The organism is Streptomyces sp. NPDC001617 (assembly GCF_053596855.1).
Genome location: NZ_JBSFHA010000076.1, coordinates 23,168 through 47,094, shown reverse-complemented (window position 1 = coordinate 47,094; position 23,927 = coordinate 23,168). Strand labels below are relative to the sequence as shown.

General features: G+C 71.4%; 20 protein-coding genes and 1 pseudogene. 11 read left to right on the top strand and 10 right to left on the bottom strand.

Translation table 11 applies throughout. The annotated features are described in order from the left end of the window. Positions 1-151: 151 nt before the first annotated feature. Both ACWC09_RS39670 and ACWC09_RS39665 read left to right on the top strand, forming a co-directional pair. Positions 152-2,959 (top strand): helix-turn-helix transcriptional regulator, encoded by a 2,808-nt coding sequence (locus ACWC09_RS39670; RefSeq protein WP_450855914.1) that lies wholly within the window; start codon positions 152-154, stop codon positions 2,957-2,959. A 208-nt stretch (positions 2,960-3,167) separates the two neighbouring features. Beyond that, positions 3,168-3,959, top strand: coding sequence for a S1 family peptidase (locus tag ACWC09_RS39665; RefSeq protein ID WP_450855913.1), 792 nt, complete (start codon positions 3,168-3,170; stop codon positions 3,957-3,959). A gap of 108 nt (positions 3,960-4,067) precedes the next feature. On the opposite strand, the gene dmpI is transcribed toward ACWC09_RS39665, so the two are convergent. The 3 genes from dmpI to ACWC09_RS39650 form a co-directional block, all read right to left on the bottom strand. Next, on the bottom strand, positions 4,068-4,250 hold the full coding sequence (dmpI, locus tag ACWC09_RS39660) for a 4-oxalocrotonate tautomerase DmpI (protein ID WP_450855912.1): 183 nt from the start codon (positions 4,248-4,250) through the stop codon (positions 4,068-4,070). A gap of 103 nt (positions 4,251-4,353) precedes the next feature. Beyond that, the gene (locus ACWC09_RS39655; protein ID WP_450855911.1) at positions 4,354-5,220 is read right to left on the bottom strand and encodes a LysR substrate-binding domain-containing protein; all 867 of its coding nucleotides are present in this window, start codon (positions 5,218-5,220) and stop codon (positions 4,354-4,356) included. Positions 5,221-5,259: 39 nt separating this feature from the next. After that, positions 5,260-6,570 (bottom strand): winged helix DNA-binding domain-containing protein, encoded by a 1,311-nt coding sequence (locus tag ACWC09_RS39650; protein WP_450855910.1) that lies wholly within the window; start codon positions 6,568-6,570, stop codon positions 5,260-5,262. Positions 6,571-6,944: 374 nt separating this feature from the next. Between ACWC09_RS39650 and ACWC09_RS39645 the strand changes: the two genes are divergently transcribed. Further along, positions 6,945-8,105 carry a magnesium and cobalt transport protein CorA gene (locus tag ACWC09_RS39645; protein ID WP_450855909.1) on the top strand — a complete coding sequence of 387 codons (1,161 nt, stop codon included), beginning with the start codon at positions 6,945-6,947 and terminating at the stop codon, positions 8,103-8,105. A gap of 538 nt (positions 8,106-8,643) precedes the next feature. Further along, positions 8,644-10,467, top strand: a complete 1,824-nt coding sequence (locus tag ACWC09_RS39640) for an RICIN domain-containing protein (RefSeq protein ID WP_450855908.1) — start codon at positions 8,644-8,646, stop codon at positions 10,465-10,467. A 92-nt stretch (positions 10,468-10,559) separates the two neighbouring features. On the opposite strand, the gene ACWC09_RS39635 is transcribed toward ACWC09_RS39640, so the two are convergent. After that, positions 10,560-11,012 (bottom strand): hypothetical protein, encoded by a 453-nt coding sequence (locus tag ACWC09_RS39635; RefSeq protein ID WP_450855907.1) that lies wholly within the window; start codon positions 11,010-11,012, stop codon positions 10,560-10,562. A gap of 277 nt (positions 11,013-11,289) precedes the next feature. On the opposite strand from ACWC09_RS39635, the gene ACWC09_RS39630 reads away from it, so the two are divergent. The 3 genes and pseudogenes from ACWC09_RS39630 to dmpG all read left to right on the top strand — a co-directional run bounded on the left by ACWC09_RS39630 (position 11,290) and on the right by dmpG (position 13,409). Beyond that, positions 11,290-11,928 carry a TetR/AcrR family transcriptional regulator gene (locus tag ACWC09_RS39630; protein ID WP_450855906.1) on the top strand — a complete coding sequence of 213 codons (639 nt, stop codon included), beginning with the start codon at positions 11,290-11,292 and terminating at the stop codon, positions 11,926-11,928. A 36-nt stretch (positions 11,929-11,964) separates the two neighbouring features. Then, positions 11,965-12,393: pseudogene (locus tag ACWC09_RS39625) on the top strand (acetaldehyde dehydrogenase (acetylating)); the annotation flags it as partial. Further along, positions 12,390-13,409 (top strand): 4-hydroxy-2-oxovalerate aldolase, encoded by a 1,020-nt coding sequence (gene dmpG / locus ACWC09_RS39620; RefSeq protein ID WP_450855905.1) that lies wholly within the window; start codon positions 12,390-12,392, stop codon positions 13,407-13,409. The pseudogene ACWC09_RS39625 and the gene dmpG, both read left to right, overlap by 4 nt. Before the next feature lie 40 nt (positions 13,410-13,449). Here dmpG and ACWC09_RS39615 read toward each other — a convergent pair whose 3' ends face one another. Both ACWC09_RS39615 and ACWC09_RS39610 read right to left on the bottom strand, forming a co-directional pair. After that, positions 13,450-14,397 carry an MIP/aquaporin family protein gene (locus tag ACWC09_RS39615; RefSeq protein WP_450855904.1) on the bottom strand — a complete coding sequence of 316 codons (948 nt, stop codon included), beginning with the start codon at positions 14,395-14,397 and terminating at the stop codon, positions 13,450-13,452. 78 nt (positions 14,398-14,475) lie between these two features. Beyond that, a complete protein-coding gene (locus tag ACWC09_RS39610) occupies positions 14,476-14,688 on the bottom strand; it encodes a hypothetical protein (protein WP_450855903.1) in 213 nt (70 codons plus the stop codon). Between the two features lie 68 nt (positions 14,689-14,756). On the opposite strand from ACWC09_RS39610, the gene ACWC09_RS39605 reads away from it, so the two are divergent. Next, positions 14,757-15,011, top strand: a complete 255-nt coding sequence (locus tag ACWC09_RS39605) for a hypothetical protein (RefSeq protein WP_450855902.1) — start codon at positions 14,757-14,759, stop codon at positions 15,009-15,011. A gap of 49 nt (positions 15,012-15,060) precedes the next feature. On the opposite strand, the gene ACWC09_RS39600 is transcribed toward ACWC09_RS39605, so the two are convergent. Then, on the bottom strand, positions 15,061-15,858 hold the full coding sequence (locus tag ACWC09_RS39600) for a YqjF family protein (protein WP_450855901.1): 798 nt from the start codon (positions 15,856-15,858) through the stop codon (positions 15,061-15,063). Positions 15,859-16,185: 327 nt separating this feature from the next. Next, entirely contained in the window at positions 16,186-18,138 is a 1,953-nt protein-coding gene (locus tag ACWC09_RS39595; protein WP_450855900.1) for an APC family permease, read from the bottom strand. Positions 18,139-18,314: 176 nt separating this feature from the next. On the opposite strand from ACWC09_RS39595, the gene ACWC09_RS39590 reads away from it, so the two are divergent. After that, positions 18,315-19,070, top strand: coding sequence for a polysaccharide deacetylase family protein (locus tag ACWC09_RS39590; RefSeq protein ID WP_450855919.1), 756 nt, complete (start codon positions 18,315-18,317; stop codon positions 19,068-19,070). 21 nt (positions 19,071-19,091) lie between these two features. On the opposite strand, the gene ACWC09_RS39585 is transcribed toward ACWC09_RS39590, so the two are convergent. Beyond that, positions 19,092-20,306: a cytochrome P450 gene (locus ACWC09_RS39585; RefSeq protein ID WP_450855899.1), complete on the bottom strand. Its 1,215-nt coding sequence runs from the start codon at positions 20,304-20,306 to the stop codon at positions 19,092-19,094. 117 nt (positions 20,307-20,423) lie between these two features. After that, positions 20,424-20,906, bottom strand: a complete 483-nt coding sequence (locus tag ACWC09_RS39580) for a DUF2278 family protein (protein WP_450855898.1) — start codon at positions 20,904-20,906, stop codon at positions 20,424-20,426. 161 nt (positions 20,907-21,067) lie between these two features. Between ACWC09_RS39580 and ACWC09_RS39575 the strand changes: the two genes are divergently transcribed. After that, positions 21,068-21,508: an SRPBCC family protein gene (locus tag ACWC09_RS39575; protein WP_450855897.1), complete on the top strand. Its 441-nt coding sequence runs from the start codon at positions 21,068-21,070 to the stop codon at positions 21,506-21,508. A 71-nt stretch (positions 21,509-21,579) separates the two neighbouring features. Next, complete coding sequence (locus ACWC09_RS39570) at positions 21,580-23,916, top strand: protein kinase domain-containing protein (RefSeq protein ID WP_450855896.1); 2,337 nt, start codon at positions 21,580-21,582, stop codon at positions 23,914-23,916. Positions 23,917-23,927: the final 11 nt, after the last annotated feature.

Genomic DNA, 23,927 nt, shown 5'->3' with positions numbered 1-23,927 from the left:
GGCAACCGGTTGGACCAGTCGCTATTCATTCAGCGGCGCTTTGAATTTCTGTGTGCTGCGGCATTGTTATATCCCTCACCACCTCGTCCGTCCGAATTCCAATGAAACGTTGCCTAGAATTTGGCCAGAACACGACACACGGAGGGGAGCGGTGACCGTGCGACGGGACTTCACGGAGCCTGCCAGAGGCCGCCCCGACCTGGTCATCGGCCGGGAGGAGCCGTTCGGCGCGGCGCGTGAGCAGCTCGCCCGCGGCGGCAGTGTGCTGCTCCACGGCCCCGCCGGAATAGGAAAGTCGACCGTCCTGCGGGCATTGGCATCCGAATATGGGACAGCCGATCACACCGTGTTGCGCTGCTCGGCGACCGAGTCCGAATCCCATCTCCCGTTCCTGGCCCTCGCCGACCTGCTCGGCCTGGTCCTCGACGAGGTCTCCGACAAGCTCCCCGCGGGCCAGCGCACGGCCCTGGAGTCGGCGCTCACCGGCCGTGGCGAGTCCACCCTCCAGCAGGACGGACTCGCCCTGCGTCTCGCCGTGCTCTCCACCCTGCGCGCCCTCGCCGCGACGGGTCCCGTGCTCATCGTCGCCGACGACCTCCAGTGGCTGGACTCGGCGAGCGCCGAGCTCCTCGGTTTCGCCGCCCGCCGCCTCGGCGACACGCCCGTCCAACTGCTGTGCGCGGTGCGCACGGAGGGCCAGGAGTACGACCGTCACCTACGCGCGTCGCCCCCGGACACCCTCGCCGTCCGGCTCGGCGCGCTCTCCCGCGCCCAGGTCTCCGCGCTGCTCGACCACCGCGGCTACACCGGCCTGCCCCGCTCCACGGTCCGCGACATCCATCGCACCAGCGCGGGCAATCCGCTCTTCGCCCTGGAGCTCGGCCGCGCCCTCGCCGAGAACCCGACCCCGCCCAGACCCGGCGAGCCCCTGCCCGTGCCGACCTCGCTGCGCGCCCTGGTCCTCAACCGCCTGGAGGCGCTGTCCGACGAGGCCCGCCGCACCCTCCTCGTCGCGAGTGCCGGTGCCCGCCCCACCCTGGCCCTGCTGCACGCGGCCGGCCGCGAGAACGCCGAGGCGGAGACCGCGCAGGCGGCCGAACTCGGGCTGCTGGCAACGGACCCCGAGGGTCCCGCCGTACGCTTCGCGCATCCGCTGATCTCGGCCGCGCTGTACGCGGAGGCGCCCGCGCAGGAGCGGCGGGCCGCACATGCCGCGCTGTCCACGGCCGCCTCCGACCCGATCGAGCGGGCCCGGCACCTCGCCCTCGCCACGACCGGCACCGACCCGGAGGCCGCGGCCCGGCTCTCCGAGGCCGCCGCCGTGGCCCGCGACCGCGGGGCGCCGTCGGCGGCCGCCTCGCTCGGACTGCTCGCCGCGCTGCACACGCCGGCCGACGGCGACCCCGGCCCGGACGAGCGCCGGCTGCAGGCCGCCGAGGACGCGATCACCGCCGGCGAGGTGGACCTCGCCCGGGACATCGCCCGCGAGGTGCTGACCCGGGCGACCGACCCGGCGGAGCGGGTGCGGGCCTGGATGGTGGTGATCGAGGCGGCCGGACAGGCGCTCGGCGAGGTCGACACCGTCTACCCGCAGGTACTCGCCGACGCCGGTGACGACCCCAGGCTGCTCGCCCTGGTCCACTACCAGCTGGCCTGGCGCGGACTGGTCGTCGAGGGCGACTTCGCCAAGGGCCGGGAGGAGGCCGCGCACGCGGCGGAGCTGGCGGCGAAGGCCGGCGACCGGCGCACCGAGCTTCTCGCGCTGTCCTTCCAGGCACAGACCGAGACCCTGATGGGCCACCCGGACGCCCCGACGACGATTCTGCGGGCGCTCAAGGAGCCTCAGGACCCGCAGGTGGCCTGCCATCACAACGGGGCGGGCACGGCCCGCTACCGCTGGCTGATCATGAGCGACGAACTGCCCGACGCCCGCTCCACCGTCAGCGCGCTGCTGCGCGAGGTGCGGCGGCGCGGCATGGTCGAGAGCGAGGTGCACTTCCTACGCCTGCTCGCCGACACCGAACTGCGCTCCGGCCACTGCGGACGGGCCCTCGACCTGGCCCGCGAGAGCATGCGGCTGGCCCGGGACTCCGGAATCGGCGAGATGCCCTCCGCCGTACTCGCCTCCCTCGCGGAGGCCGCCGGCGGGGACACGGAGCGGGCGCTGGAGCTGGGCCGGGAGGCGGTGCAACTCGCCGAGCAGGCCGGGGACCAGATGTACATCTCGCGGGGCCTGACCGCCCTCGGACACGCCCAGCTGGTCGCGGGCGACGCCGAGGGGGCGGCCGGCTCGCTGCGCCGGGTACGCGAGCTGGAGAACGGTTTCGGCATCACCGACCCGGCCCGTGGCCGCTGGCACGGGGACCTCGCCGAGGCCCTCGTACGCACCGGGGAGCTCGACGAGGCCCAGCAGGTCGTCGACGAGACCCGCGCCCACGCCCTGCGGCTGGGCCGGGAGAGCATGCTGGCCGTGCTCGACCGCGCCGAGGCGCTCGTGCGGGCCGCGCGCGGCGAGCACGACGCCGCCCTCGCCCAGCTGACGTCCGCTCAGGACCGGCTGGCCAAACTGGGCTACGGCCTGGAAGAGGCCCGCGCGGCCTTCGCACAGGCCGCGCTGCACACCCGGCGGCCGGGCCCGGCGTCGTACGACGAGGCCGCCCGTCTCTTCCGCCGCTGCCGGGCCCTGCCGTGGCTGCGTCAGGTCGAGGCGGCCACCGTCGCGAGCCGGGTGGAACCGAGTCCCCCCACCCCTGCGTCAGAGGGCCTGGAGGGCCTCGCCTCGATGGAGCGTCAGGTCGCCGCACTCGTCATGGAGGGCGCGACCAACCGCGAGATCGCGGGACGTCTGTTCATCAGCGTCAAGACGGTCGAGGCGACCCTCACGCGGGTCTACCGCAAGCTCGGCATCCGCTCTCGGGTGGATATCGTCCGACTAGCGGCGGGGCGCCGCACAAAGTGAGGTTTGTCCGGGTTTACTAGCCGGCGACCGAGGGTTTTCCCTGCCCAACTCCCCCTAGGGGGTTCCCTCATTGGGAACGGGAACTTCCGCGTTCTAGCTTATGAACGTGCCGCTCGCCCGGGCATACGGGGGTCGGTCCCGCGACCCCCGTGCACAACCCCCCACACCCGCGCGACCCCCCACCGGCTATCCCCCCACGAGGAGACGCATGTTCGGGCTCAACCGCGCAAAGAAGACCGCCGCCGTCGTCGCGGCGACCGCTGCCGCGGCAGCGACCGCACTGCTCAGCGCCCCCACCGCTGTGGCCGCCCCGCAACCCATCGTGGGCGGTACGACGACCACGACGACCGCGTACCCGTTCATGATGCAGATCACCGACGCCTCGCAGAACCAGTTCTGCGGCGGCACCCTCGTATCGGCCACCAAGGTCGTGACGGCCGCGCACTGTATGGTCGGCGAGACCACCAGCAGCGTCAGAGTCGTCGGCGGCCGCACCTACCTGAACGGCACCAACGGCACGGTCAGCCGGGTCAGCAAGATCTGGATCAACCCGGACTACACCGACGCCACCAACGGCGACGACGTCGCCGTCCTCACGCTCTCGACGTCGATGTCGTACACCCCGGCCTCGTACGTCTCCTCCTCCGACACCTCCGTGTACGCGGCCGGCACCACCGCCCGCATCCTCGGCTGGGGCACCACCTCGGAGAACGGCAGCTCCTCCAACCAGCTGCGGACCGCGACCGTCCCGATCGTGTCCGACTCCAGCTGCGCGAGCTCCTACGGTTCGGACTACGTCAAGTCCGACATGGTTTGCGCCGGATACACGTCCGGCGGCACAGACACCTGCCAGGGCGACAGCGGCGGTCCCCTGCTCATCGGGGGCGTCCTGGCAGGGATCACTTCTTGGGGCGAGGGCTGTGCGGAGGCCGGTTACCCGGGTGTCTACACCCGGCTGACCACCTTCTCCAGCCTGGTGACCGCGCAGGTCAACTCCTAGCTCCAGAAGGTCTCCTGAGTATCCCTCAGGTGAGAGACAAGGGGGCGTTGCGGGCTACCACGAGCAGCCCGCAGCGCCCCCTTTCCACGCCCCCGGGAAAGGGGGCCGCTACTTGTCGGCGACGAGCCTGCCCGCCGCGCCCCAGCTGTCCGCCGGAACCTCGTGGATCCAGACCTGCACGGTCTCGGCCGGAATCCGGTACGCGTCCACGAAGGCGTCGGTGACGCGCTTGACGAGGTCCCGCTTGAGCTCGACGTCGCGCGGGCCCTGCTGGATGGTGACGATCGGCATGGCTGAACTCCCTTGGTCCGTAGCCTTGTCGGCTTCCCTCTCGGTGACCCCAGTCCATCGCGTCCGGCATCCGTGACCAAGAAGCAGACCGCGACCGCAGCGATCAGTTCTCGTGATCGCCGCAGGCCAGGATCAGGGTGTCCAGATGCGTCGGCGTGGCCGAGTCGGACACGGCGAGGCCCGTCGACAGAGCGAGGCCGGGTGCGCGGAAGGGCACGAAGGCCACGCGGGGGGTGTGCAGCACGCGCGCGTGGGACGCGTAGACGACCGTCCACAGGGGGCGGGTGCCGATGGTGGCGAGGGTGTCCTGGAGGGAACCGCTCGCCGGTCCGGGCAGGGGTTCGAAGCCGGCCTCGTGGCAGGCACCGATGACCAGGTCGACCAGGGCCGGGTTGTTGCGCCGGTCGGTGAGGGCGAGGGGCAGCCCGGCCAGCTCCTCCACACCGATCTCGTCGCGGTCGGCGAGGGGGTGGGTGGCGGGGAGGGCGGCGACCAGGGGGTCGGGCCACAAGGGGAGGACGCGGACGCCGGGTATCGGCTCGACGGACCGTACGAACGCGGCGTCGAGCTGACCGCCGGCGACCTTGGCGAGGCGCTCGGCGGCGGGGAGCGAGAAGAGCTCGACGGGGGTGTCGGGCGCCCGGCGCGCGAACGCGGCGAGCACGCGGTCCAGATGAACACCCATCCCGGTGCTCGTGCCGATCCGGAAGCCCGGCGGCGGAGCGACGGCGGCACGTGCCCGGTCCGCGGCCGCGAGCACCGCCCTCGCCTCGGGCAGCAGCCGCTCCCCCGCGGCCGTCAGCCGCACCCTTCTCGGCGTACGGTCGAACAGCTCGGCGCCCAGCTCCCGCTCCAGGCGCTGTATCTGCATGCTCACCGCGGACTGCACGATGTGCAGCCGCTCGGCCGCCCGTCCGAAGTGCAGCTCCTCGGCGACGGTGACGAAGTAGGTGAGCTGCCGCAGTTCCATGGGCCCGACTCTAGAGGGGTGCGGCGGGCGGGCCGTGGGCTACTTGATCACGGCGCCGAAACGGATGTCGTACGAGGCCCCCGCATGCATGCTCGCCAGCATCCGCTCCCCCTCCTCGGCCACGTCCTCCCGCTGGGCCTTGGTGAGTTTCCCGAAGGGTTCGATGACGAGCTCGTCCTCGCCCAGCTTCCACACACCGGCGAGGAAGCCGTCGACGAGGAGGGTGCGGTGGACGACGTTGCCCACCCAGCTGCGGCCCCGGTACTCGGGCGGTACGACGCGGGTGCGGTCGGCGTGGGAGAGGAGCAGGTTGTCGAACTCCGGGAGGAAACGGGGAGGGGCGGGGGTGTCGGGGTCGGGGCGAGGAGCGTCGGGAAGGTCGAAGAGTTCGGTCCCGTTCTCGTCCCGGAAGGTGAGAAGCCGGGGCCGAAGCCGCTCGAAGGCGTCCCGCAGACGGGTGAGACCGGCCCAGGTCTGCATGTCCTTGACGGAGGCGGGGCCGAAGGCGGCGAGGTAGCGGAGGATGGTGAGGTCGGGGGTGGGGGTGGGCGGGGTCTCGGCGGGCGACGAGGAGAGCTTGCCCGACATCGGGTCGGGGACGGTTTCGGCAGGTGTGGGGGACGGGTTGTCCGACACCGGGTCGGGGGCGTTCGCGGCAGGAGCGCCTTCAGCGGTCGCGGGGATCGGCGTGCCGGGCGCGGGCGGCGGGAGCGTGCGGGCCGTGCGGTGGGGGCCCAGCCAGTGTTCCGCTGTCGTCAGGGCGACCTGGCCGCTCTGGCCCCACAGTCCGCGCGGGGTGACCTGGACGAGGGGCAGCTTGCAGCGGGCTGCGATTCCGAGGGCCTGAGGGTCGGCGTCGGGCCACTCGTCGGCGAGGGCCTCACGCAGCTGCTTCATGGTGCGGGGCTCGGCCTCGACGAGGTCGCGGGCGAGGACGGCGAGGCGGTCGAGGTCGACGCCGGCAAGCCCCTTGCGGAAGATGGTGAGTTCGCGGTCGCGGGCCGGTTGGACCAGTGGGCGCAGGGTGAGGGCGTCGGCGGCGGTGTGGGTGTGGATCGTGGAGCGCATGGTGACGATACGGACGACCTCGCGGTCCGCCATCAGCGCGGAGAGCCGCTCGGGGGCGAAGCCGTCGAGGCGGGCGGCGAGTGCGTAGTACGGCGGCTTCACGTTCTGCGCCTGAAGCCCGAGAAGATGCTCGACAGCGGCCTCGACGGAGAGCGGGGACCGACGCAGCAGCAGTTGCCGGTCGAGGGTGGCACGGTTGAGGGCGCGGGAGGCGAGCACGGGAGCGGGGGCGGCGGATGCCCGGGGGCTGCGCCGCCTGCGGGGGTCGGTCGTCCTGGTCACCGTCCCTCACCTCCGAGAACCGCCATGTCCGTCATGCCGTGCCCTGGAGAACCCGCCGCCGCCGTCCTTCCCTGCCCTCGAGAGGCCGCCACCGCCCTCGCCCCCTTCCCTCGAAAGCCGGTCCCGCAGCGCGCTGTCCCCCGACCGTCGGTCCCCCTCATCGCGCCCTGTCCGTGGGAGCTCATCGCCCTCGCCCCACCCCGCCCACTGGAACCCGTCTCCTTCGTCATGCCCCGCACGCTAACCGCCCTTGCGGTCAGCTTCGGTCCGCACCTCTCACCAAATCCCGGCGCCGCCCGCCACCCCGGCGTCGTTTGCCCCGTATATCCTGCCCGGGATCACGCAGCCGCAGCTTCGATCCGGGAGGCAGCCGCATGTCCGAGCGACCCGCCCGTCCGGCGCCGAAGAACTCCGTGAAGTCCGTCTTGCGCCGCGCCCTGACGACCCCGCCGCCGCCCTCGGCCGACACCGCTCTCCCACCGGCCGCCCCGGCCCCCACCGAGTCGTCGGAGGTGGCCAGCGTCGTCCAGGCGGCGCTGTACCGGGACGGCGTCCGGGTCTCCTCCCCCGCCACCCTCGCCGAGACCTTCCGCGAGCTGCGCGAGGAGCCGTCCGGCATGGCCTGGATCGGTCTGGCACGTCCGACGGAGGCCGAACTCCTGTCCCTGGCCGACGAGTTCGACCTCCACCCGCTGTCGGTCGAGGACGCGATGGAGGCCCACCAGCGCCCGAAGCTGGAGCGCTACGGCGACACGCTCTTCGTCGTCCTGCGCGCGGCCCGCTATCTCGACGCCCCCGAGGAGGTCGACTTCGGCGAACTGCACGTCTTCCTCGGCCCCGACTTCGTGATCACGGTCCGGCACGGCGCCGCCCCCGACCTCTCCGCGGTCCGCCACCGCATGGAGGAGGCGCCGGAACTGCTGGGGCTCGGTCCCGAGGCCGTGCTCTACGCCATCCTCGACGCGGTGGTCGACGGCTACGCCCCCGTCGTATCCGGCGTCCAGAACGACATCGACGAGATCGAGACGGAGGTCTTCCGCGGCGACCCGGAGGTCTCCCGCCGTATCTACGAACTCTCCCGCGAGATGGTCGAGTTCCAGCGCGCCACCCGCCCCCTGGTCGGCATGCTGCACAGCCTGATGGCCGGCTTCGCCAAGTACGAGACCGACGAGGAACTCCAGCGCTACCTCCGGGACGTCGCCGACCACGTCACCCACACAAGCGAACGCGTCGACGGCTTCCGCCAGGCCCTCACCGAGATCCTCACCGTCAACGCCACCCTGGTCACCCAGCAACAGAACGCGGAGATGCGGGCGTTGGCGGAAGCGGGCTTCGAGCAGAACGAGGAGATCAAGAGAATCTCCTCGTGGGCGGCCATCCTGTTCGCTCCGACGCTGGTCGGGACGATCTACGGCATGAACTTCACGCACATGCCGGAGCTGCACTGGGTGCTCGGCTACCCCTTCGCGATCGCCCTGATGGCAGGCGTATGCGTCAGCCTGTACGTCATCTTCAAGCGACGGGACTGGCTCTGAGCGGTTCCGCACGGGCGACCGGCAGGGGTGCACTGCGGCGGTGACGGCCAGGGCGCTCCCGCTCGGCTGGAAACCCCGGCGAGGAGCCGCTCGACGCCGCCCGGTTCGAGGAACAGAACAAGATGTCCGGCGAGGAAGAGGGTCGGCTGCCGGTCCGCTTGCGACACGATGACGGCACCTTGGCGATCACCGCCTCCTCACGGCCGGCCCTGAGCTCAGTGCCGGCGTCGGTGGCGACAACGCGTTTGCCGCGCGGGCGAGACGGCTGAGCACAAACGCCTGGTGCACGGCGAGCCCCCGAGAGCGCATCCCGTCCTGTCCGGCCTGCACCTGAGCCCAGTCGATGATCGTGAGCTGTTCGAGCGGACCCCGCCGAGGTATTGCTGGCCGGTTTCGGCGGTGCTAAGTTCCGCCGAACCGGTTCGACCTGACACCTCCTCCGGCACCCGTGAGCTCAGCGGGGCAGCCCGATGTCTCCTCGAACCGGTTCGAATACGTGTGCCCGTTCTCGCACTCCCGACACCAGAAAGAGCCGCCCATGCGTCAGCGTTCATCGCGTCCGCTGTCCAGAACCGCCGTCCTGCTGGCCGCCCTTGCCGCCGGCCTGCTGCCCGCCACCACCTCGCACGCCGCCGACACCGGCGTCACCGTCGACTTCGCCACGGCCGGTGGCGCCCCGACCTACCACGCCTCCGGGATGATCTACGGGATGACCCCGGACGGTTCGCTGCCGCAGGACCACTTCTTCAAGGACATCAAGTGGCACTTCATGCGAGCCGGCGGCGCGCAGCTCAACAGCGGCGGCTACGCCACGAGTCTCGCCGACTACCAGACCCGCTGGGCCTCCACCCTGGCCCAGTACAAGCGGACCGCCGCCCTGGGCGGCACCTTCGTGCTGCTCCCGCACGACCTGTGGGGCGCCGACGGCACCACCAGCCAGGGCTGGCCGGGCGACAACGGTGACTGGACGCAGTTCGACGCCTTCGTCACCCAGCTGATCGGCGACGTCAAGGCCAACAACATGACCGTCGAGTGGGATCTGTGGAACGAGCCCGACGGCAGCGGCTTCTGGGGCGCCTCGCAGAGCCAGTACCTGCAGATGTGGTCCCGGTTCTACGCCAAGGTCCGGGCCGCGTTCCCGGGTCAGCTGATCGTCGGACCCAGCATCGCGGGCCAGCCGAACTCCTCCAACTCCTGGTGGACGACGTTCCTTTCCTACGTCAAGGCCAACAACGTCGCGCCGGACATCTGGAGTTGGCACGACGAGCCGGGTGACCCGGTCACCGACGTGGGCCGCGCCAACTCGACCCTCGCATCAGCCGGGTTGACGAACACGCGGCCGTACCAGATCAACGAGTACGCCACGCTGGCCATGCAATCTCCCGGCGGCGGCGCCTGGTTCATCGGCCGCCTCGAGCGGGCCGGCGCCGACGGGCTGCGCGGCAACTGGGCCTCGGGCACCAAGCTGCACGACTACGAGGCCAACCTGCTCACCAAGAACAGTGCCGGCCAGTACCTGCCGCTCGGCGAGTGGTTCATGTACCGCTACTACGGCTCCCAGACCGGCAACATCGTCAACCTGATACCGGGCACCGGCACCGACGGCCTGGCCACCAAGGACAACTCCGCCAAGAACGCCAGGATTCTGCTCGGCAGCAGCGGCAACACCGGCACGGTCACCGTCAACCTCACCGGTCTGAACACGACGTCGGTGGTGGAGAGCGGCAAGGTCCGCGCCGTCGTCCAGCGCGTCCCGTACAACAGCGGCGCGGCCGTCACCGGACCGACGACGGTCTCCGACACCACGGTGACGGTCAGCAACAACGCCGCCTCGGTCAGCGTCCCGTTCACCAACGCCAAGGACGGCTACACGGTCACCCTGATGCCGCCGTCCGACACCACCGTCCCGACGGTCGCCGTGAGCGAGAACAGCGGCCAGTGCCTGGACGACACCGATCTGAGCACCGCCAACGGCAAGCAGTACCAGCAGTACTACTGCGAGGGCGGCTACCAGCAGATGCTCGACCTCAAGCCGGTGTCCGGGCGTACCAACACCTACACGGTGGTCAATGAGCTCAGCGGCAAGTGCCTGGACGTGGCCGGTGCCTCGACGGCGGACGGCGCCGCGGTCGAGCAGTACACCTGCAACGGCGGCACCAACCAGATGTTCACCCTCAACCCGGTGACCGCGCTCGGCAACAGCCAGGACTACCAGCTCGTGGCCGTGCACAGCGGCAAGTGCGTCGACGTCTCCGACGTCTCGACCTCGCCGCGGGCCCTGGTCCACCAGTGGACCTGCGACGCCGCGAGCGTCCTCGCCACCAAGAAGAACCAGATCTGGCGACTGCAGGGCAAGGCCTGACCCTGTCCGCGGTCACGGGGGCGCCGGGGTGACATACAGGCGTACGGCCTGGACGCCGACGTGCCAGGTGCGGTGCAGGCGGTAGGCGGTGTTCACCGCGTCCCACAGGATGGCGTCGCGTGATCCGGGTCTGCGGTGCCGGCCGGGACCGGAGACCACCCAGACGCGGCCGTGACCTGGGACGGGGTGTGCTCGAGCCCGTCCGGGTCGGTCGGGTCGAACGGCGCTTGGAGGGCGATGTCGGTGGTGTCGGAGAAGGCGCTCGGGTACGCGACAGCGGTCGAACGCCAGGCCTTCGGCTGGAACAGCACGGCATCGCCGTCCTGCGCGTTCGCGGCCACGACGCGGGCGAGTGCGCGCAGTTCGTCGCCGTGTCCGTCCCCCTCACGGACGCTCGACCGGGCGGGAAACGACAGGGCGGCGAGGGACACCAGGGCGAGCAGGGCCGCCGCGGTGGACGTGGCCGGCCGGCCCGGCATGCGGGCGGCGGCCGCGTCCAGGCCCTGCCCCACCAGCCGGCTCAGACCGAGCAGCGCGTACAGCACAGAGCGGTCACGAGAGCTGTGCCGCCTCCGGCACCGGCTCCCGTCGGTTCAGCCTGCGGATGATCGGCCAGGTGATCCGGCCCGCGCCGAAGCGCGCTGTCGACGAGGCCGGGGCCGCCCGGGACGATCGTGAGGGTGCCGGCGGCCATGCTCGCGCAGAAGGCGAGCAGCAGCTCGGACCTATCCGACTCCGGCCGATCGACAGGTCCGCCCGCCCCTCGACTGATGACCTCATCAGAATTGTCGCCGTATCGCCTCGCGCGGCTAGACTCCGCGCATGCCTTCGTCAGCCCCGCCCCGCAACCGCTTCGAGCGGCGCCGTGCCGAGACCCGTCAGGCGCTGGTGCGCGCGGCCCGGCAGATCCTCGCCGAGAGCGGCGACACGAGCGCCAGCATCCAGACGATCGCGGAGCGCGCAGACGTCGGTTTCGGCTCCTTCTACAACCACTTCGAGTCGAAGACGGAGCTGTTCGAGGCGGCGGTGGTCGACGCGCTGGAGGAGTTCGGCCAGACCTTCGACGAGCGCCTCGAAGGCATCGACGACCCGGCGGAACTGGTCGCGGCGGGCTTCCGGCTCAGCGCGCGCATGGCCGACTCGCACCCGGAGCTGATGCAGGTCCTGCGTCTGAAGGCGCTCGGCTACCTCCACTCGGACAACGGTCTGGCCACCCGTGCCCTGCGCGACCTGGAGGTCGGTATCGCCTTGGGCCGCTTCACCGCCCTCGACCCCGTCGTCGCCCTCTCCGCCCTGGGCGGCACGCTGCTGTCCCTGGTGGAGCTGCGCTTCGCCCGCCCCGACCTGGACGGTGACGAGGCCGCCTCGAACCTCGCCGAGATGGTGCTGCGCATGCTGGGCCTGACCGCGGAGGACGCCCACGAGGTCGCCGGGCGCCCGCTGCCCGACCTCGACCGATAGCCGCAAGGGGCAGCGCCGACCGCGCCTCTTCCAGGCAACGAGTTCACCGAGACCACCTCCTCGGCCATCGAGCAGGTCGGCGGCGCCGCCCGCGGCAAGGCGATCATCGTCCTCAACCCGGCCGAACCCCCGCTGATCATGCGGGACACCGTGCACTGCCTGGTCTCCGACTGCGCCACCGAGGCCGTCACGGCGTCCATCGAGGAGATGGTCGGGCGTGTGCAGGCGTACGTCCCCGGCTACCGGCTCAAGCAGAAGGTGCAGTACGAGAAGGTCGCCGCGGACGATCCCCTGCGCACCCTCGGCCCCGGCACCGACGAGGCCCTGAAGGTGTCCGTCTTCCTGGAGGTCGAGGGCGCCGCCCACTACCTCCCGGCCTACGCCGGCAACCTCGACATCATGACCTCGGCCGCGCTGCGCACCGCGGAACGCATGGCCGCCCACAGCAAGGAGGCGGCCGAGTGACCGCTCTGTACATCCAGGACGTCACCCTGCGGGACGGCATGCACGCCGTCCGGCATCGCTACACCGTCGACCAGGCGCGCGCGATCGCCGCCGCCCTGGACGCCGCCGGCGTGGCCGCCATCGAGATCGCCCACGGCGACGGACTCTCCGGCTCCAGCATCAACTACGGCGTCGGCGCCCACACCGACTGGGAGTGGATCGAGGCCGTCACCGACGTCACGCACCACGCGGTGCCCACCACCCTGCTGCTGCCCGGCATCGGCACCCTGCACGACCTCAGGCAGGCCCACACCCTGGGCATCCGCTCGGTGCGCATCGCCACCCACTGCACCGAGGCCGACATCTCGGCGCAACACATCGCCGCCGCACGGGAGTTGGGCATGAATGTCGCAGGGTTCCTGATGATGTCCCACCTGGCCGAACCGGCCGAACTGGCCCGCCAGGCCAAGCTGATGGAGTCGTACGGCGCCCACTGCGTCTACGTCACCGACTCCGGCGGCCGCCTCACCATGGACGGCGTCCGCGACCGCTTCCGCGCCTACCGCGAAGTCCTCGACCCGGAAACGGAGTTGGGCATCCACGCCCACCACAACCTGGCCCTCGGCGTGGCCAACACCGTCGTCGCCGTCGAGGGCGGCGCCGTACGTGTCGACGCCTCGCTCGCGGGGCAGGGCGCGGGTGCGGGCAACTGCCCGCTGGAGGCGTTCGTCGCGGTCGCCGACCTGATGGGCTGGAAGCACGGCTGCGACCTGTTCCCGCTGATGGACGCGGCCGACGATCTCGTACAACCGCTGCAGGACCGCGAGGTGCGGGTGGACCGCGAGACGCTCAGTCTCGGCTACGCGGGCGTGTACTCCAGCTTCCTGCGGCACGCCGAGACCGCCGCCGCGCGGTACGGCCTGGACACGCGGAGCATTCTCGTCGAGGTCGGCCGGCGGGGCATGGTCGGCGGCCAGGAGGACATGATCACCGACATCGCGCTGGACCTGGTGGCGCGGGCGGAGGCCGCCTCCTGACCCGGGAACCGGGCGGCCGGGGTCGGCCGCCCGGGCAGGACTACTCCTCGTCCGTCGTCGTCACCGGCCGTGTCCGGCCGGGCTCCGGCAGCTCGTGCTCCAGGGCCCGGATGTACAGGACGTCGCCGATGAGCAGGTCGTACACCAGGACTCCGATCACCCCGCCGACCAGCGGCCCGACGATCGGTATCCAGAAGTAGTTGCTGAAGGCACCCGATAGGGTGCCAGGCATCGCCAGGTCCTGCCAGCCCGCCGCCCAGGTGAACAGACGGGGGCCGAGGTCGCGGGCGGGATTGATGGCGTACCCGGCGTTCGCCCCGAAGGACATGCCGATGGCCGCGACCGCGAAGCCGACCAGCAGCGGGCCCAGGTTCGCCTTCACGGCGGTGTTGCGCAGGTCGATCAGAGCAACGACCAGCATCACCAGGAAGGCGGTGCCGACGATCTGGTCGATCAGCGGGCCCCAGATCCCGCCGTGGAAGTACGGCGCGGGGAAGGTGGCGAAGATGGAGAACGTGGCGAGCGTATGGCCGTTCGTCTTCGGGCCCTTCGCCACGTTGTCGAAGGTGTTGATCGCGTCGTGGTAGACGGCGAAGACCAGCGCGGCGCCCGCGAACGCCCCGACCAGTTGGGCCGCCCAGTACGGCAGGACCTTGATCCACGGGAACTTCCGGCGCACCGCCATCGCCAGGGTCACGGCGGGGTTGATGTGGGCCCCGCTGACGCCGCCGGCGACATACACGCCGAAGACGACCGCCATGGCCCAACCCCAGGTGATCAGCAGCCAGTCGCCCGCCGCGACGAAGATCGTCGTGGGCCCGGACGTACGGCCGGATCCGGGCAGTGCCGCGACCGCCATCGCCACCACACCGCAACCGAAGGAGATGAGGACGAAGGTCCCCAGGAACTCTGCCAGGCATTCACCCCACAGCCCTCCGCGGCGCCTGAGCCTGGAGGGTTTCACCAGGGGAGGGATTTCCACAGCCATGTCGGCCCCCTAGGAATGAGTCCGCTCAGCACCTCCATCGTCCGCCGCGGACGCATCAAGCGCATCATCCATGAGCCCTCATCCACATATGGAGATGGCCGGCCTGGTCGCTCGCGAGCGGGTCGGCGGGTGCCCGGCCCTGCCATCGACCGTCGAGGGCATCACAAAAGCGCAGGTCGCGGAGGAGTCCTCGCGGAAAATGGACAGGTTGGCGCGCAGGATCGCGTCGGCGGGGCGGTCGGTGTCGGGCGTGCGCAGGGTGAGCGGCAGGCGCGGGCGGGTCGCGGCCATCAGGCGCTCCAGCAGTGCGGGAAGACGTCGCCCCACAGCCGGTCGGCACCGAACCAGAAGCCGTCCCGGTGCCGGATGGCGACGCCATGGAGACGGGCGTGGGGCCGGCGCCCGCCGAAGGCGAGCAGCCAGGGCAGGCGCTCGGCGACGGCGTCGTGCAGGACGGGGTCGCCCGTGAGATCGACTCGGCGGCGAAGGCGGAGAGCCGGGTCGGTGGGCGGGTGGCGGTGAGGGCGGTGAGGAAGTCGTCGACGGACTCGCGCCGGCCCAACTCCCCGGCCAGAGTGGTCGATTCACCGGGAGCCGGTTCCCGGCCGGAGTGAGGATCACTTCTCGACGCCGGAGCACGGGGCGGACGAGCGGGAGGGAGACCTACGGGGTCGGGATGCCCGCCGGGCGGGCGGGGCGGCCGAAGCGGACCGGCACGCCCGGCGAGTACAGGACGCTCACCGGCTCCCCGGACGGCTTGGGCAGCCCCGCCGCGACCACCAGCTCCTCCTCGCACTCCACCAGCTCGGCCCGGTGCAGAGGCCAGCGCGGATGGGCGTTGGGCAGGTACATCTGCCGGCCGAAGAACGCGCTGTGCATGCCCCAGCGCGCGGTCAGGAAGTGCTCCAACTCAGTTGGTTCCGAGATGCGTTCGCCGACGCGGACGGTGATACGACTGCTCGCGCCACGCGGGCCGGGCCAGCGGCGGGAGCTCGTGTAGGTGACGGTCTCGCCGTCCGCGTCGGCCCGCCTCTCGATCTCCATACGCGCCCATATGTACGGGATCCGGAAACCGAGCCGCCCCACCGCGACCGGGATCAGCCGCGAGGCGTCGAGCGAGCGGAACACGACTCCGCGCCGCCCGTGCGCGTCCACCGAGTACAGGCGCACATTGGTCTCGGGGAAGGTGCCCAGATAAGGGACGCCGGGGAGGTGCAGCCAGCCCACGCGATGCATCCGGAACGCGACCAGGCCGACATAGGTGACGCCGTCCAGGATGTCGGGCACGGTCCCGGTCGGGAGGAGCGGGGCGACGTCGGCCGGGTCGGCGGCCCAGTGGAGGAAGGCGAGGTCGAGCCAGGACTGGGTGAGCAGGGCGCGCCGTATGACCCCTGGCGCGTCGGCGGTGATGGGCTCGGCGGGTACCGGGGGCTGCGGCGATGGCGGCACGGTCGGCGGCATCCGACCAGTATCACAGGGGAACGGGGCCGGCGGACAGGACGGTGGAGCCGACCGGGCAGGGTGGGTCCTCACCGCAGCGCGGTCCGCCTGACGGCCGCCGGTGCAGCAGGCGTACGGTGTCACCGATGGCCCGCACCCGCTGTACGGCTTCCTGTTGGGTCAGGCGGTCCACTTCGAGCGGTCGGTCCGCACGATGATCATCTACCAGCAGCTGGCCAACCGGGTGCTGGACCCCCGCCTGCCGAGATCACACGCTGAGCGCCGCCCGCACCGCCTGCTCGGACTCCGCCCCGCCCTCGCCGGAGGAGGTGACCCGGCCGGGCGCCGTCAGCCGGGCCGGCCGGTCCCGACGGCGTACGGCAGGACGGTGACCGCCACCGCGGGGAGGTTGCCCAGGGCGTGGGCGAGCCGCTCGGCGGTGCCGCGGTGCAGGAGGCGGCCGAGCAGGCTGGGGTAGGCGCGGTGCGGGAGGAGCAGGGTGAGGGCGGTGTCCCCGTCGGCCGTGGTCGCGGAGGCCAGTTCGGTCAGGGCGCGGACGAGGCGGCGGTCCGGACAGTCGACGAGCTCCAGGTGGACGTCGGTCGCGTCCGTCGCCTGCCAGAGGGCGGTGAGACGTTGGGCGCGCGGGGCGTCTACGGCGACGTGCACGGCCCGTACCTCGTCGGGCCGTAGTTCGTGCGCGTACCGCAGGGCCTGGAACACGGCCGGGTCGAAGACGTCGACGAGGACCAGGACGATGTGCCGGCGCCAGCGCGCGCGATCGCTCTCCTGGGCGGGCGGCAGGTTCTGGAGCGCGGCGGTCTCGGCCCGGTACTCGCGGTTGATGCGGATCAGCGCCCACACGCCGAGCGGGAAGACCACGACGACGAGCCAGGCGCCCTCGGTGAACTTGGTGACGGCGAAGATCAGCACGACGGCCGCCGAGACGACCGCGGCCGAGGCGTTCACGACGATCTTCCAGGCCCGGCCGGGCTCCCGGCGTCGTAGGTGATAGGTCGTCAGACCGGCGCCCGCCATGGAGAACGCGGTGAACACGCCGATGGCGTACAGCGCGACCAGCCGGTCCACGTTGGCGTCGGTGACCAGGAGCAGGGCGAGGGCCACCACGGAGAGGGTGATGATGCCGTTGGAGAACGAGAGGCGGTGGCCGCGCCGGGTCAACTGCCGTGGCAGGAAGCGGTCTTCGGCCACGAAGCTGGCCAGGTACGGGAAGCCGGTGAAGGGTGTGTTGGCGCCGGTGTAGAGGATCAGCGCGGTGGCCAGCTGGACCACGGTCAGCCCGGCCGTGCCCGCCCACGAGTGGCCGAAGACCAGGTCGGCCTCCTGGGCGAGCACGGTCGGGGTGCCGTCGCGGTACGGGATCGCGTGGGTGAGGTGGGCGAGCCCGGAGACGCCGAGGACCAGGACGCCGAGGACGCAGCTCATGGTGATGAGCGTGCGGCGGGCGTTGCGGCCCTGGGGTTCGCGGAAGACCGAGATGCCGTTGGAGATCGCTTCCAGACCGGTGAGCGAGGAGCCGCCGTTGGCGAAGGCGCGCAGCACCATGAAGAGGGAGGCGCCGTAGAGCCAGCCACTGCCCTGTGTGCCGAGCGGGACGGCCCCGGCGGCGTGCACGTCGGCGTGCGGCAGGTCGTCGAACGCCCAGCGGGCGAGGCCGATGACGAGGACCAGTCCGACCGAGACCATGAACAGGTACGCGGGCGCCGCGAACATCCGGCCCGCTTCGCGCAGCCCGCGCAGATTCCCGTATGCCAGGAACACCACCACCACTACGCTGAACGGGAGTTGGAGGTGGTCGAGGCCGGTCCAGCCGCCGCCGACCAGATGCGCGAGGGAGATGATCGCGTTGGTGCCGGCCGACACCTGGACGGCGACCGTGACGACGTAGTCGACGAGCAGCGCGACGGCCGCGACCTGCGCGATGTCGGGGCCGAGGTTGTCGCGGGCGACGACGTAGGAGCCGCCGGCCCGGGTGTAGATCATGACGACGTCGCTGTAGCACAGTGTCAGCAGTACGAGGACGCACAGGATGGCGCCGGTGACCGGCATCAGCAGCGTGAACGCGGCGACCCCGACGACCGGGACGAGCACCCTCAGCATCTCCTCGCTGCCGTACGCCGAGGAGCTGATGCAGTCGGAGGCCAGCACGCCGAGGGCGGTGCGGTTGCCGAGCTTCTCGTGGCGGATGCGCGCGGTCGCCAGGGGCGGGCCGAGCAGCAGGCGCTTGAGGCGGTAGCCGAGCGGTTCGACGAGGCCGGCGGCACGGTCGTTGACGGACATATGACCCATGACAGCGAGGTTCCCCGCTCGAAGCCGTCAGGCCACCCCGACGGAGGGCCAAAGGGGTGTAAAGCCGCGATGAGCGCGGCCGCGGCGGACGGCCGCAGACCAAAGCGCTATACACGCAGTGTATAGCCGCTGCGCATAGTCCCGGCATGCCTTCTCTGACCGGCAAGATGAAGAAAAGGGCGTCAGGGTTGCGCGCCGCCGGCGTAATCGTGGCGGCCGCCTCCCTGGCGCTGACGGGGTGCGCCAAGGTCGACACCACCGCGCCCAGCGCCGCACGCTCCCATGTCTCGGCGCAGGCGCGGTTCGGGACCGTCGACTGCCGTGAGGCCAAGTGCACCGCGCTGACCTTCGACGCGGGGCCCAGCGAGAACTCGGCGCGGCTGCTCGACATCCTGAAGGAGAAGCACGTCCCGGCGACCTTCTTCCTCCTCGGCAGACGGCACATCGAGAAGTACCCGGAGCTCGTCGAGCGGATGGCCGCCGAGGGGCACGAGGTGGCCGGCCACACCTGGGACCACAAGATCCTGACCCGAATAGGACCCGAGCAGATACGCGAGGAGCTGGAGCGCCCGAACGAGGCGATAGAGCGCCTGATCGGACACCGCCCCACCCTCATGCGCCCGCCCCAGGGCCGTACGGACGCCACCGTGCAGAAGATCTGCCAGGAGCTGGGCATGTCCGAGGTGCTGTGGAGTGTGACCGCCAAGGACTGCACGACCACCGACTCCGACCTCATCACCCGGCGCGTCCTCGCCCAGGCCTCCCGGGACGGGATCATCCTGCTGCACGACATCTACAAGGGCACCGTGCCGGCGGTGCCGGGCATCATCGACGCGCTCAAGGAGCGCGGGTACGTGTTCGTCACCGTGCCGCAACTGCTCGCGCCGGGGAAGCCGGAGCCGGGGAAGGTGTACCGGCCGTAGCGCTCGCACACCAAGGTCAGGTCACCAGGTCAGGTGGAGTTCCTCCGGTGAGCGGTGGATCATCGTCGGCCGCATGACCACCGGACGGCCCTCCGCCAGCCGCAGGCCCGGGAGCCGGCGGGTCAACTCCTCCAGGGTGAGCCGTAGTTGTTCGCGGGCCAGTTGGGAGCCGGGGCAGCCGTGCACACCGAGGCCGAAGGCCAGGTGGCGTTGTGTCGGGCGGGTGATGTCGAACTCGTCGGGGGCCGGGTGCCGGGCCGGGTCCCGGTTGGCGCCGCCGAAGGCCACGAACAGCGTTGCCCCGGCCGGGAGTTCGGTGCCGGCCAGGGTGAGGGGACGGGTGGTGACCCGGCGGAAGCCCTGCAGGGCGCCGTCGTAGCGGGCGGCCTCCTCGACGGCGGCGGGAATCCGGTCGGGCTCGGCGCAGAGCAGCTCCCACTGGTGCGGGTGCCGGAGGAGGTGCAGGACGGTCGTGCCGATCAGGGCGGTGGTGGTCAGATGACCGGCGATGAACAGGTTCTGGAGGTGGGCGACGAGTTCGTGACGGTGGTCCAGGTTCAACTCACCTTCGGTGACGACCGAGTTGATGAGTTCCGTGCACAGGTCGTCGCGGGGGTCGGCGTACCGCTCGCGGGCGTACCGTTCCAGGACGAGCTGCATCGCGACCGCGTCCTCGGCCGCGGCGATCTGCTCGGCCTCCTCCAGCGGGCGGAAGAGCAGCTCCTCGGCGCGGTGGCCGCCGTGCACGACGACCGGCACGTCGGCCGGGTCGAGACCGGCGATACGGCCGATGACGTCGCCGGGGAGCCTGCGGGCGTACGCCGACATCAGCTCGACGTGCCCGTCCTTCACGAACCCGTCGACCAGGGCGGCGGCCCGCTCGGCAGCGTACGGCAGGACGGCCGCCACCCGCGCCGGCGAGAGCCCGCGCACGATCGGCGCGCGCAGCCGCTCGTGGTGGGAGCCGTCGGAGGTGACGACCACAGGGCGCCCGCCGAACCCGCCGCCCAGGACGGCGAGCGCGGCGGGTGACGGCATGACGTCGGGGATGAGGGCGTTCGCCGACGAGAAGTCCTCGGGCCGGCGCAGGACTTCGCGTACGTCGGCGTCGCGGGCGACCAGCCAGGCGTCGAGCTCGGCGACATGGGTCAGGCCGTCGGCGGCTCGGGCCCGTGCGTAGTGCGGGTACGGATCGCGCTGCAACTCGTCGAGTCTGCCGTGCAGTTGACGGTCCATGAGACGCCCTCCGGCCGGCGGTAGTGCGGGTCGCGCTCATGGTGCCGTACGGGTGTGCGGATGCGGTAGGTGTCTTCACCTATCGCTCTTCACCCACCGCTCCTCACGTACCTCTCTTCACGTACCGCCGGGCCCCTTCGTGTGTCCGGTGATGTCGTCCGTGTGCCAGGACTGGCTCACCGCCCGCCGTACGGAGTGGTCTAGGAGGTCGGCCAGGTCGTTGTCGGGGCCGGAGCGGTCCGGTGGCAGGGTGCGCAGCCGCGCCGGGCCGAAGAGCTTGCCGCGCACGAAGTCGAGGTTCGGGCCGTCGGCTCCGGGCGGCAGGGCGGTCCAGCCGCTCGGCCGGCCGTCCAGACGGTCCGTGACCGGGTTCCGGAAGTCCTCGTCGACGATAGAGCGTTCGGAGGGCCGCTCCTGGGAGAGGACGTTCACAGCGGCGCGGTAGTCGGTGCCGGCGTCGTCCGTGAGGTGGATCTGGTAGTGCGGTGTGTCGGTGGCGCCCTCGCGCCGGGTGTCGACCGCGCGCGCGATCAGCACGCCGTAGACCTTGAGTGGCATGACGTCCAACTTCCCCCGTGGGCAGGCGGTTTGCCCGCCCATGGGCTGAATGGTAGCGAGATGCGGCTTATGCGACCATCGGTCCGGCGGCGCTCCGTACCACCGTTCTGGCTACGCCTTCCGGCGATTACACTGTTGGGCCAAGTGCGTGACGGCTACATGAACACCGCTCTGAGCAGCCCGGATTCCCTACGATTCGTTACGTGGTCAACTTCCTCCTCGAACGCACGGCGCCACTCACCCTGGCCGAGGCCTGGCGCCGCCTCACCGAGTGGCCCCGCCACGGCGAGGTGGTCCCGCTCACCCGGGTCGCCGTGGTCACGCCCCCGCCCACCGGCGAGGGCACGGTCGTCGTCGCCCGCTCGGGGCTCGGTCCGCTCTCCTTCGACGACCGGATGGAGGTCACTGTCTGGCGTCCGCCGACGGACGACGAGCCCGGCATGTGCCGACTGGAGAAGCGGGGGCGGGTGGTACAGGGCTGGGCGGAGATCGAGGTACGGCCGGGGCCGGGCGGCCGGAGCCGGGTGGTGTGGCGGGAGGAGCTGGGGGTCCGGTGGCTGCCCGGGGTGTTCGATCCGGTGCTGGAGCGGGCGGCGCGGTTCGTGTTCGGGCGGGCGGTGAACCGGCTGCTGAGGATGGAGTGACGGCCGCGGGCTAGGGTGATGTCCTTGAACGCTTCGTCCACGCAGAGCCATGGGGGAAAGGTGACCGGCGCATGTCGCTGAGCTCCGGGGATGCCGAGTCCATAGGCGGCTACAAGCTGCTCGACCGGCTCGGCAGCGGCGGCATGGGGGTCGTACACCTCGGGCTGTCCGCCTCGGGTCGGCAGGTCGCGATCAAGGTCGTGCACGCGCAGTACGCGCTGGACGAGGAGTTCCGGGCGCGTTTCCGGCAGGAGGTCGCGGCGGCACGGCGGGTGAGCGGGGCCTTCACCGCGCCGGTGGTGGACGCCGATCCGGATGCCGAGCAGCCGTGGATGGCAACGTTGTACGTGCCGGGGCGGACGCTGGCCGCCCTGGTGGTCGAGGAAGGGCCGCTCGGCGGGCGGGCGTTGCGCACGCTGGCGCTGGGGCTCGTCGAGGCGCTGCGGGACATCCACCGGGTCGGCATGGTCCACCGGGACCTGAAGCCGAGCAACGTCCTGATGGCCGAGGACGGACCACGCGTCATCGACTTCGGCATCTCACGCGCCGCCGACAACGAGGACCTCACCGTCACCGGCCGGCTGATCGGCACCCCGCCCTTCATGTCCCCGGAGCAGTTCGCGGCGCCGAAGGACGTGACCGGCGCCTCGGACGTGTTCTCGCTGGGCTCGCTGCTGGTGTACGCGGCGACCGGGAACCGGCCCTTCGACGGCGGCAGCCCGTATATGACGGGCTATCAGGTCATGTACGAGGAGCCGAAGCTGGACGGGGTGGCGGAGCCGTTGCGCGGCATCGCCGCGCGCTGCCTCGACAAGGACCCGGAGGCACGTCCCCACCTGGACGAGCTGCACGAGCTGTTGCGGAGGCTGCCGGACGACGCCGGCACCTTCGCCGTGCCGGAGTACGCGAGCGCCCACACCGTGCCGGACCTCGTGGGTGGTGGCAGGAGCCGGTCGCGGATGCCTCGTCCGGGCCCGCCGGACCGGACCGTCACGCCCTCGAGGCGCGGGCCCGGCGGCGGCAGCGGTCGCCGGGGACGGCGGATCCTCATCGGCATCGGTACGGCACTGGCCGTCTGTGTCGGCGGCCTCACGACGCTGCACTACATATCCAGCGCGACCCCGTCCGAGGCCTCTCCCTCCCCCCACGCGAGCGCGACCGGCGCCCCCGTCCCCGGCCTGCCCGCCGGCTGGAAGCCCTGGCGGGCGAGCCTGCGCACCGCGAAGCAGGACGATCCATTGGACTACCTGGAGTCCGGCTGTGTACCGGGCGGCTCGACCGCCGTGTACTGCGCCGGAACCGGTTTCACGGTGGCCCGGCTCGACGCCTCGTCCGGCCGCGTCGTATGGCGCCGGGGCACCAGCCCGGAGACCTCCCGCCCCATCGGCGTCCGGGACGGCCGCGTCTACGCCTACCGCAAGCCGGACTCGACCGAGACCTACGTCGCCCGCCGCCTGGTCGCCCTGAACGCGGCCACCGGCACCGAACTGTGGGCCCGTCCGGTCGCCGAGGACGAGCCGGCCCTGCTGTTCGGCAAGGGAATCCTGACGCTGAACAACGACAAGACCGAGTTCGTCGCCTACGACGAGACGGGCCGACAGCTGTGGACCGCACCGGCGAAGTCGTCGTCCGGGACTTCCTGCACGCCGGTCGTGTTCAACGGTGCCCCGTACGGCCTGTGTTCGGACGCCGACGACCCGACCACGGGTAACGAGAGCCTCGTGCGCCTCGACCCGGCCGCCGGCACCGCGAAGGAGATCGTACAACTGCCCGTGTTCACCCAGCCGTTGGGCGTGGTCGGCGGGCGACCGCTGCTCGTGGCACCGAACGCGAAGCAGTACCAGTCGACCCCCGACGGCGACCGGCCGTACTCGGCGCTGTTCCTCCTCGATCCGGGCACCGGCAGGGTCCAGCGGCTGCCCCTGCGGGCCGGGGCGCGCGGCACGGCCACCCTGCTCGACGGGGTCGTCTACTTCGTCCGGCCCAACGGCACGGTCGTCGCCGTACGCGGAACCGACGGCGCACAGCTGTGGCAGCGCACGACCGACGTCGAGAACCTGTCGACGCCGGTACTGTCCGCGAAGTACAACACGCTGTACCTGTCGAACGAGTACGGCCGTCTGCTGGCGCTCAACCGGACGACGGGGGCGGTGCGTTGGCGTACGGCCGCGATCTCCGATCCGGGCGACTCCGCCTCGGAGACCGTGCCCTACGTGCTCCAGGTCAAGGACGCGATCGTGGCCGTCGCGGGCGACACGGCGTTCTCGGTGCGCCCGGACCGCCCGACGGTCGTGGCGGCGTCGGACTCGGCCACGTCCACGTCGTCGTCGGGTTCGACCGCGCCCAAGAAGACGTCGAGCCCTGCGACCGTGATGCCGACGCCGGCCGCGACCAAGGCCTCGGGCTGACCGTCGCACCT

Bases quoted from the DNA above. Each gene is read 5' to 3' on its own strand.
- ACWC09_RS39665 (WP_450855913.1), top strand. From the start codon at position 3,168: ATGTTCGGGCTCAACCGCGCAAAGAAGACCGCCGCCGTCGTCGCGGCG.
- dmpI (WP_450855912.1), bottom strand. From the start codon at position 4,250: ATGCCGATCGTCACCATCCAGCAGGGCCCGCGCGACGTCGAGCTCAAG.
- ACWC09_RS39655 (WP_450855911.1), bottom strand. From the start codon at position 5,220: ATGGAACTGCGGCAGCTCACCTACTTCGTCACCGTCGCCGAGGAGCTG.
- ACWC09_RS39645 (WP_450855909.1), top strand. From the start codon at position 6,945: ATGTCCGAGCGACCCGCCCGTCCGGCGCCGAAGAACTCCGTGAAGTCC.
- ACWC09_RS39640 (WP_450855908.1), top strand. From the start codon at position 8,644: ATGCGTCAGCGTTCATCGCGTCCGCTGTCCAGAACCGCCGTCCTGCTG.
- ACWC09_RS39630 (WP_450855906.1), top strand. From the start codon at position 11,290: ATGCCTTCGTCAGCCCCGCCCCGCAACCGCTTCGAGCGGCGCCGTGCC.
- ACWC09_RS39615 (WP_450855904.1), bottom strand. From the start codon at position 14,397: ATGGCTGTGGAAATCCCTCCCCTGGTGAAACCCTCCAGGCTCAGGCGC.
- ACWC09_RS39610 (WP_450855903.1), bottom strand. From the start codon at position 14,688: ATGGCCGCGACCCGCCCGCGCCTGCCGCTCACCCTGCGCACGCCCGAC.
- ACWC09_RS39600 (WP_450855901.1), bottom strand. From the start codon at position 15,858: ATGCCGCCGACCGTGCCGCCATCGCCGCAGCCCCCGGTACCCGCCGAG.
- ACWC09_RS39595 (WP_450855900.1), bottom strand. From the start codon at position 18,138: ATGTCCGTCAACGACCGTGCCGCCGGCCTCGTCGAACCGCTCGGCTAC.
- ACWC09_RS39590 (WP_450855919.1), top strand. From the start codon at position 18,315: ATGAAGAAAAGGGCGTCAGGGTTGCGCGCCGCCGGCGTAATCGTGGCG.
- ACWC09_RS39585 (WP_450855899.1), bottom strand. From the start codon at position 20,306: ATGGACCGTCAACTGCACGGCAGACTCGACGAGTTGCAGCGCGATCCG.
- ACWC09_RS39580 (WP_450855898.1), bottom strand. From the start codon at position 20,906: ATGGGCGGGCAAACCGCCTGCCCACGGGGGAAGTTGGACGTCATGCCA.
- ACWC09_RS39570 (WP_450855896.1), top strand. From the start codon at position 21,580: ATGTCGCTGAGCTCCGGGGATGCCGAGTCCATAGGCGGCTACAAGCTG.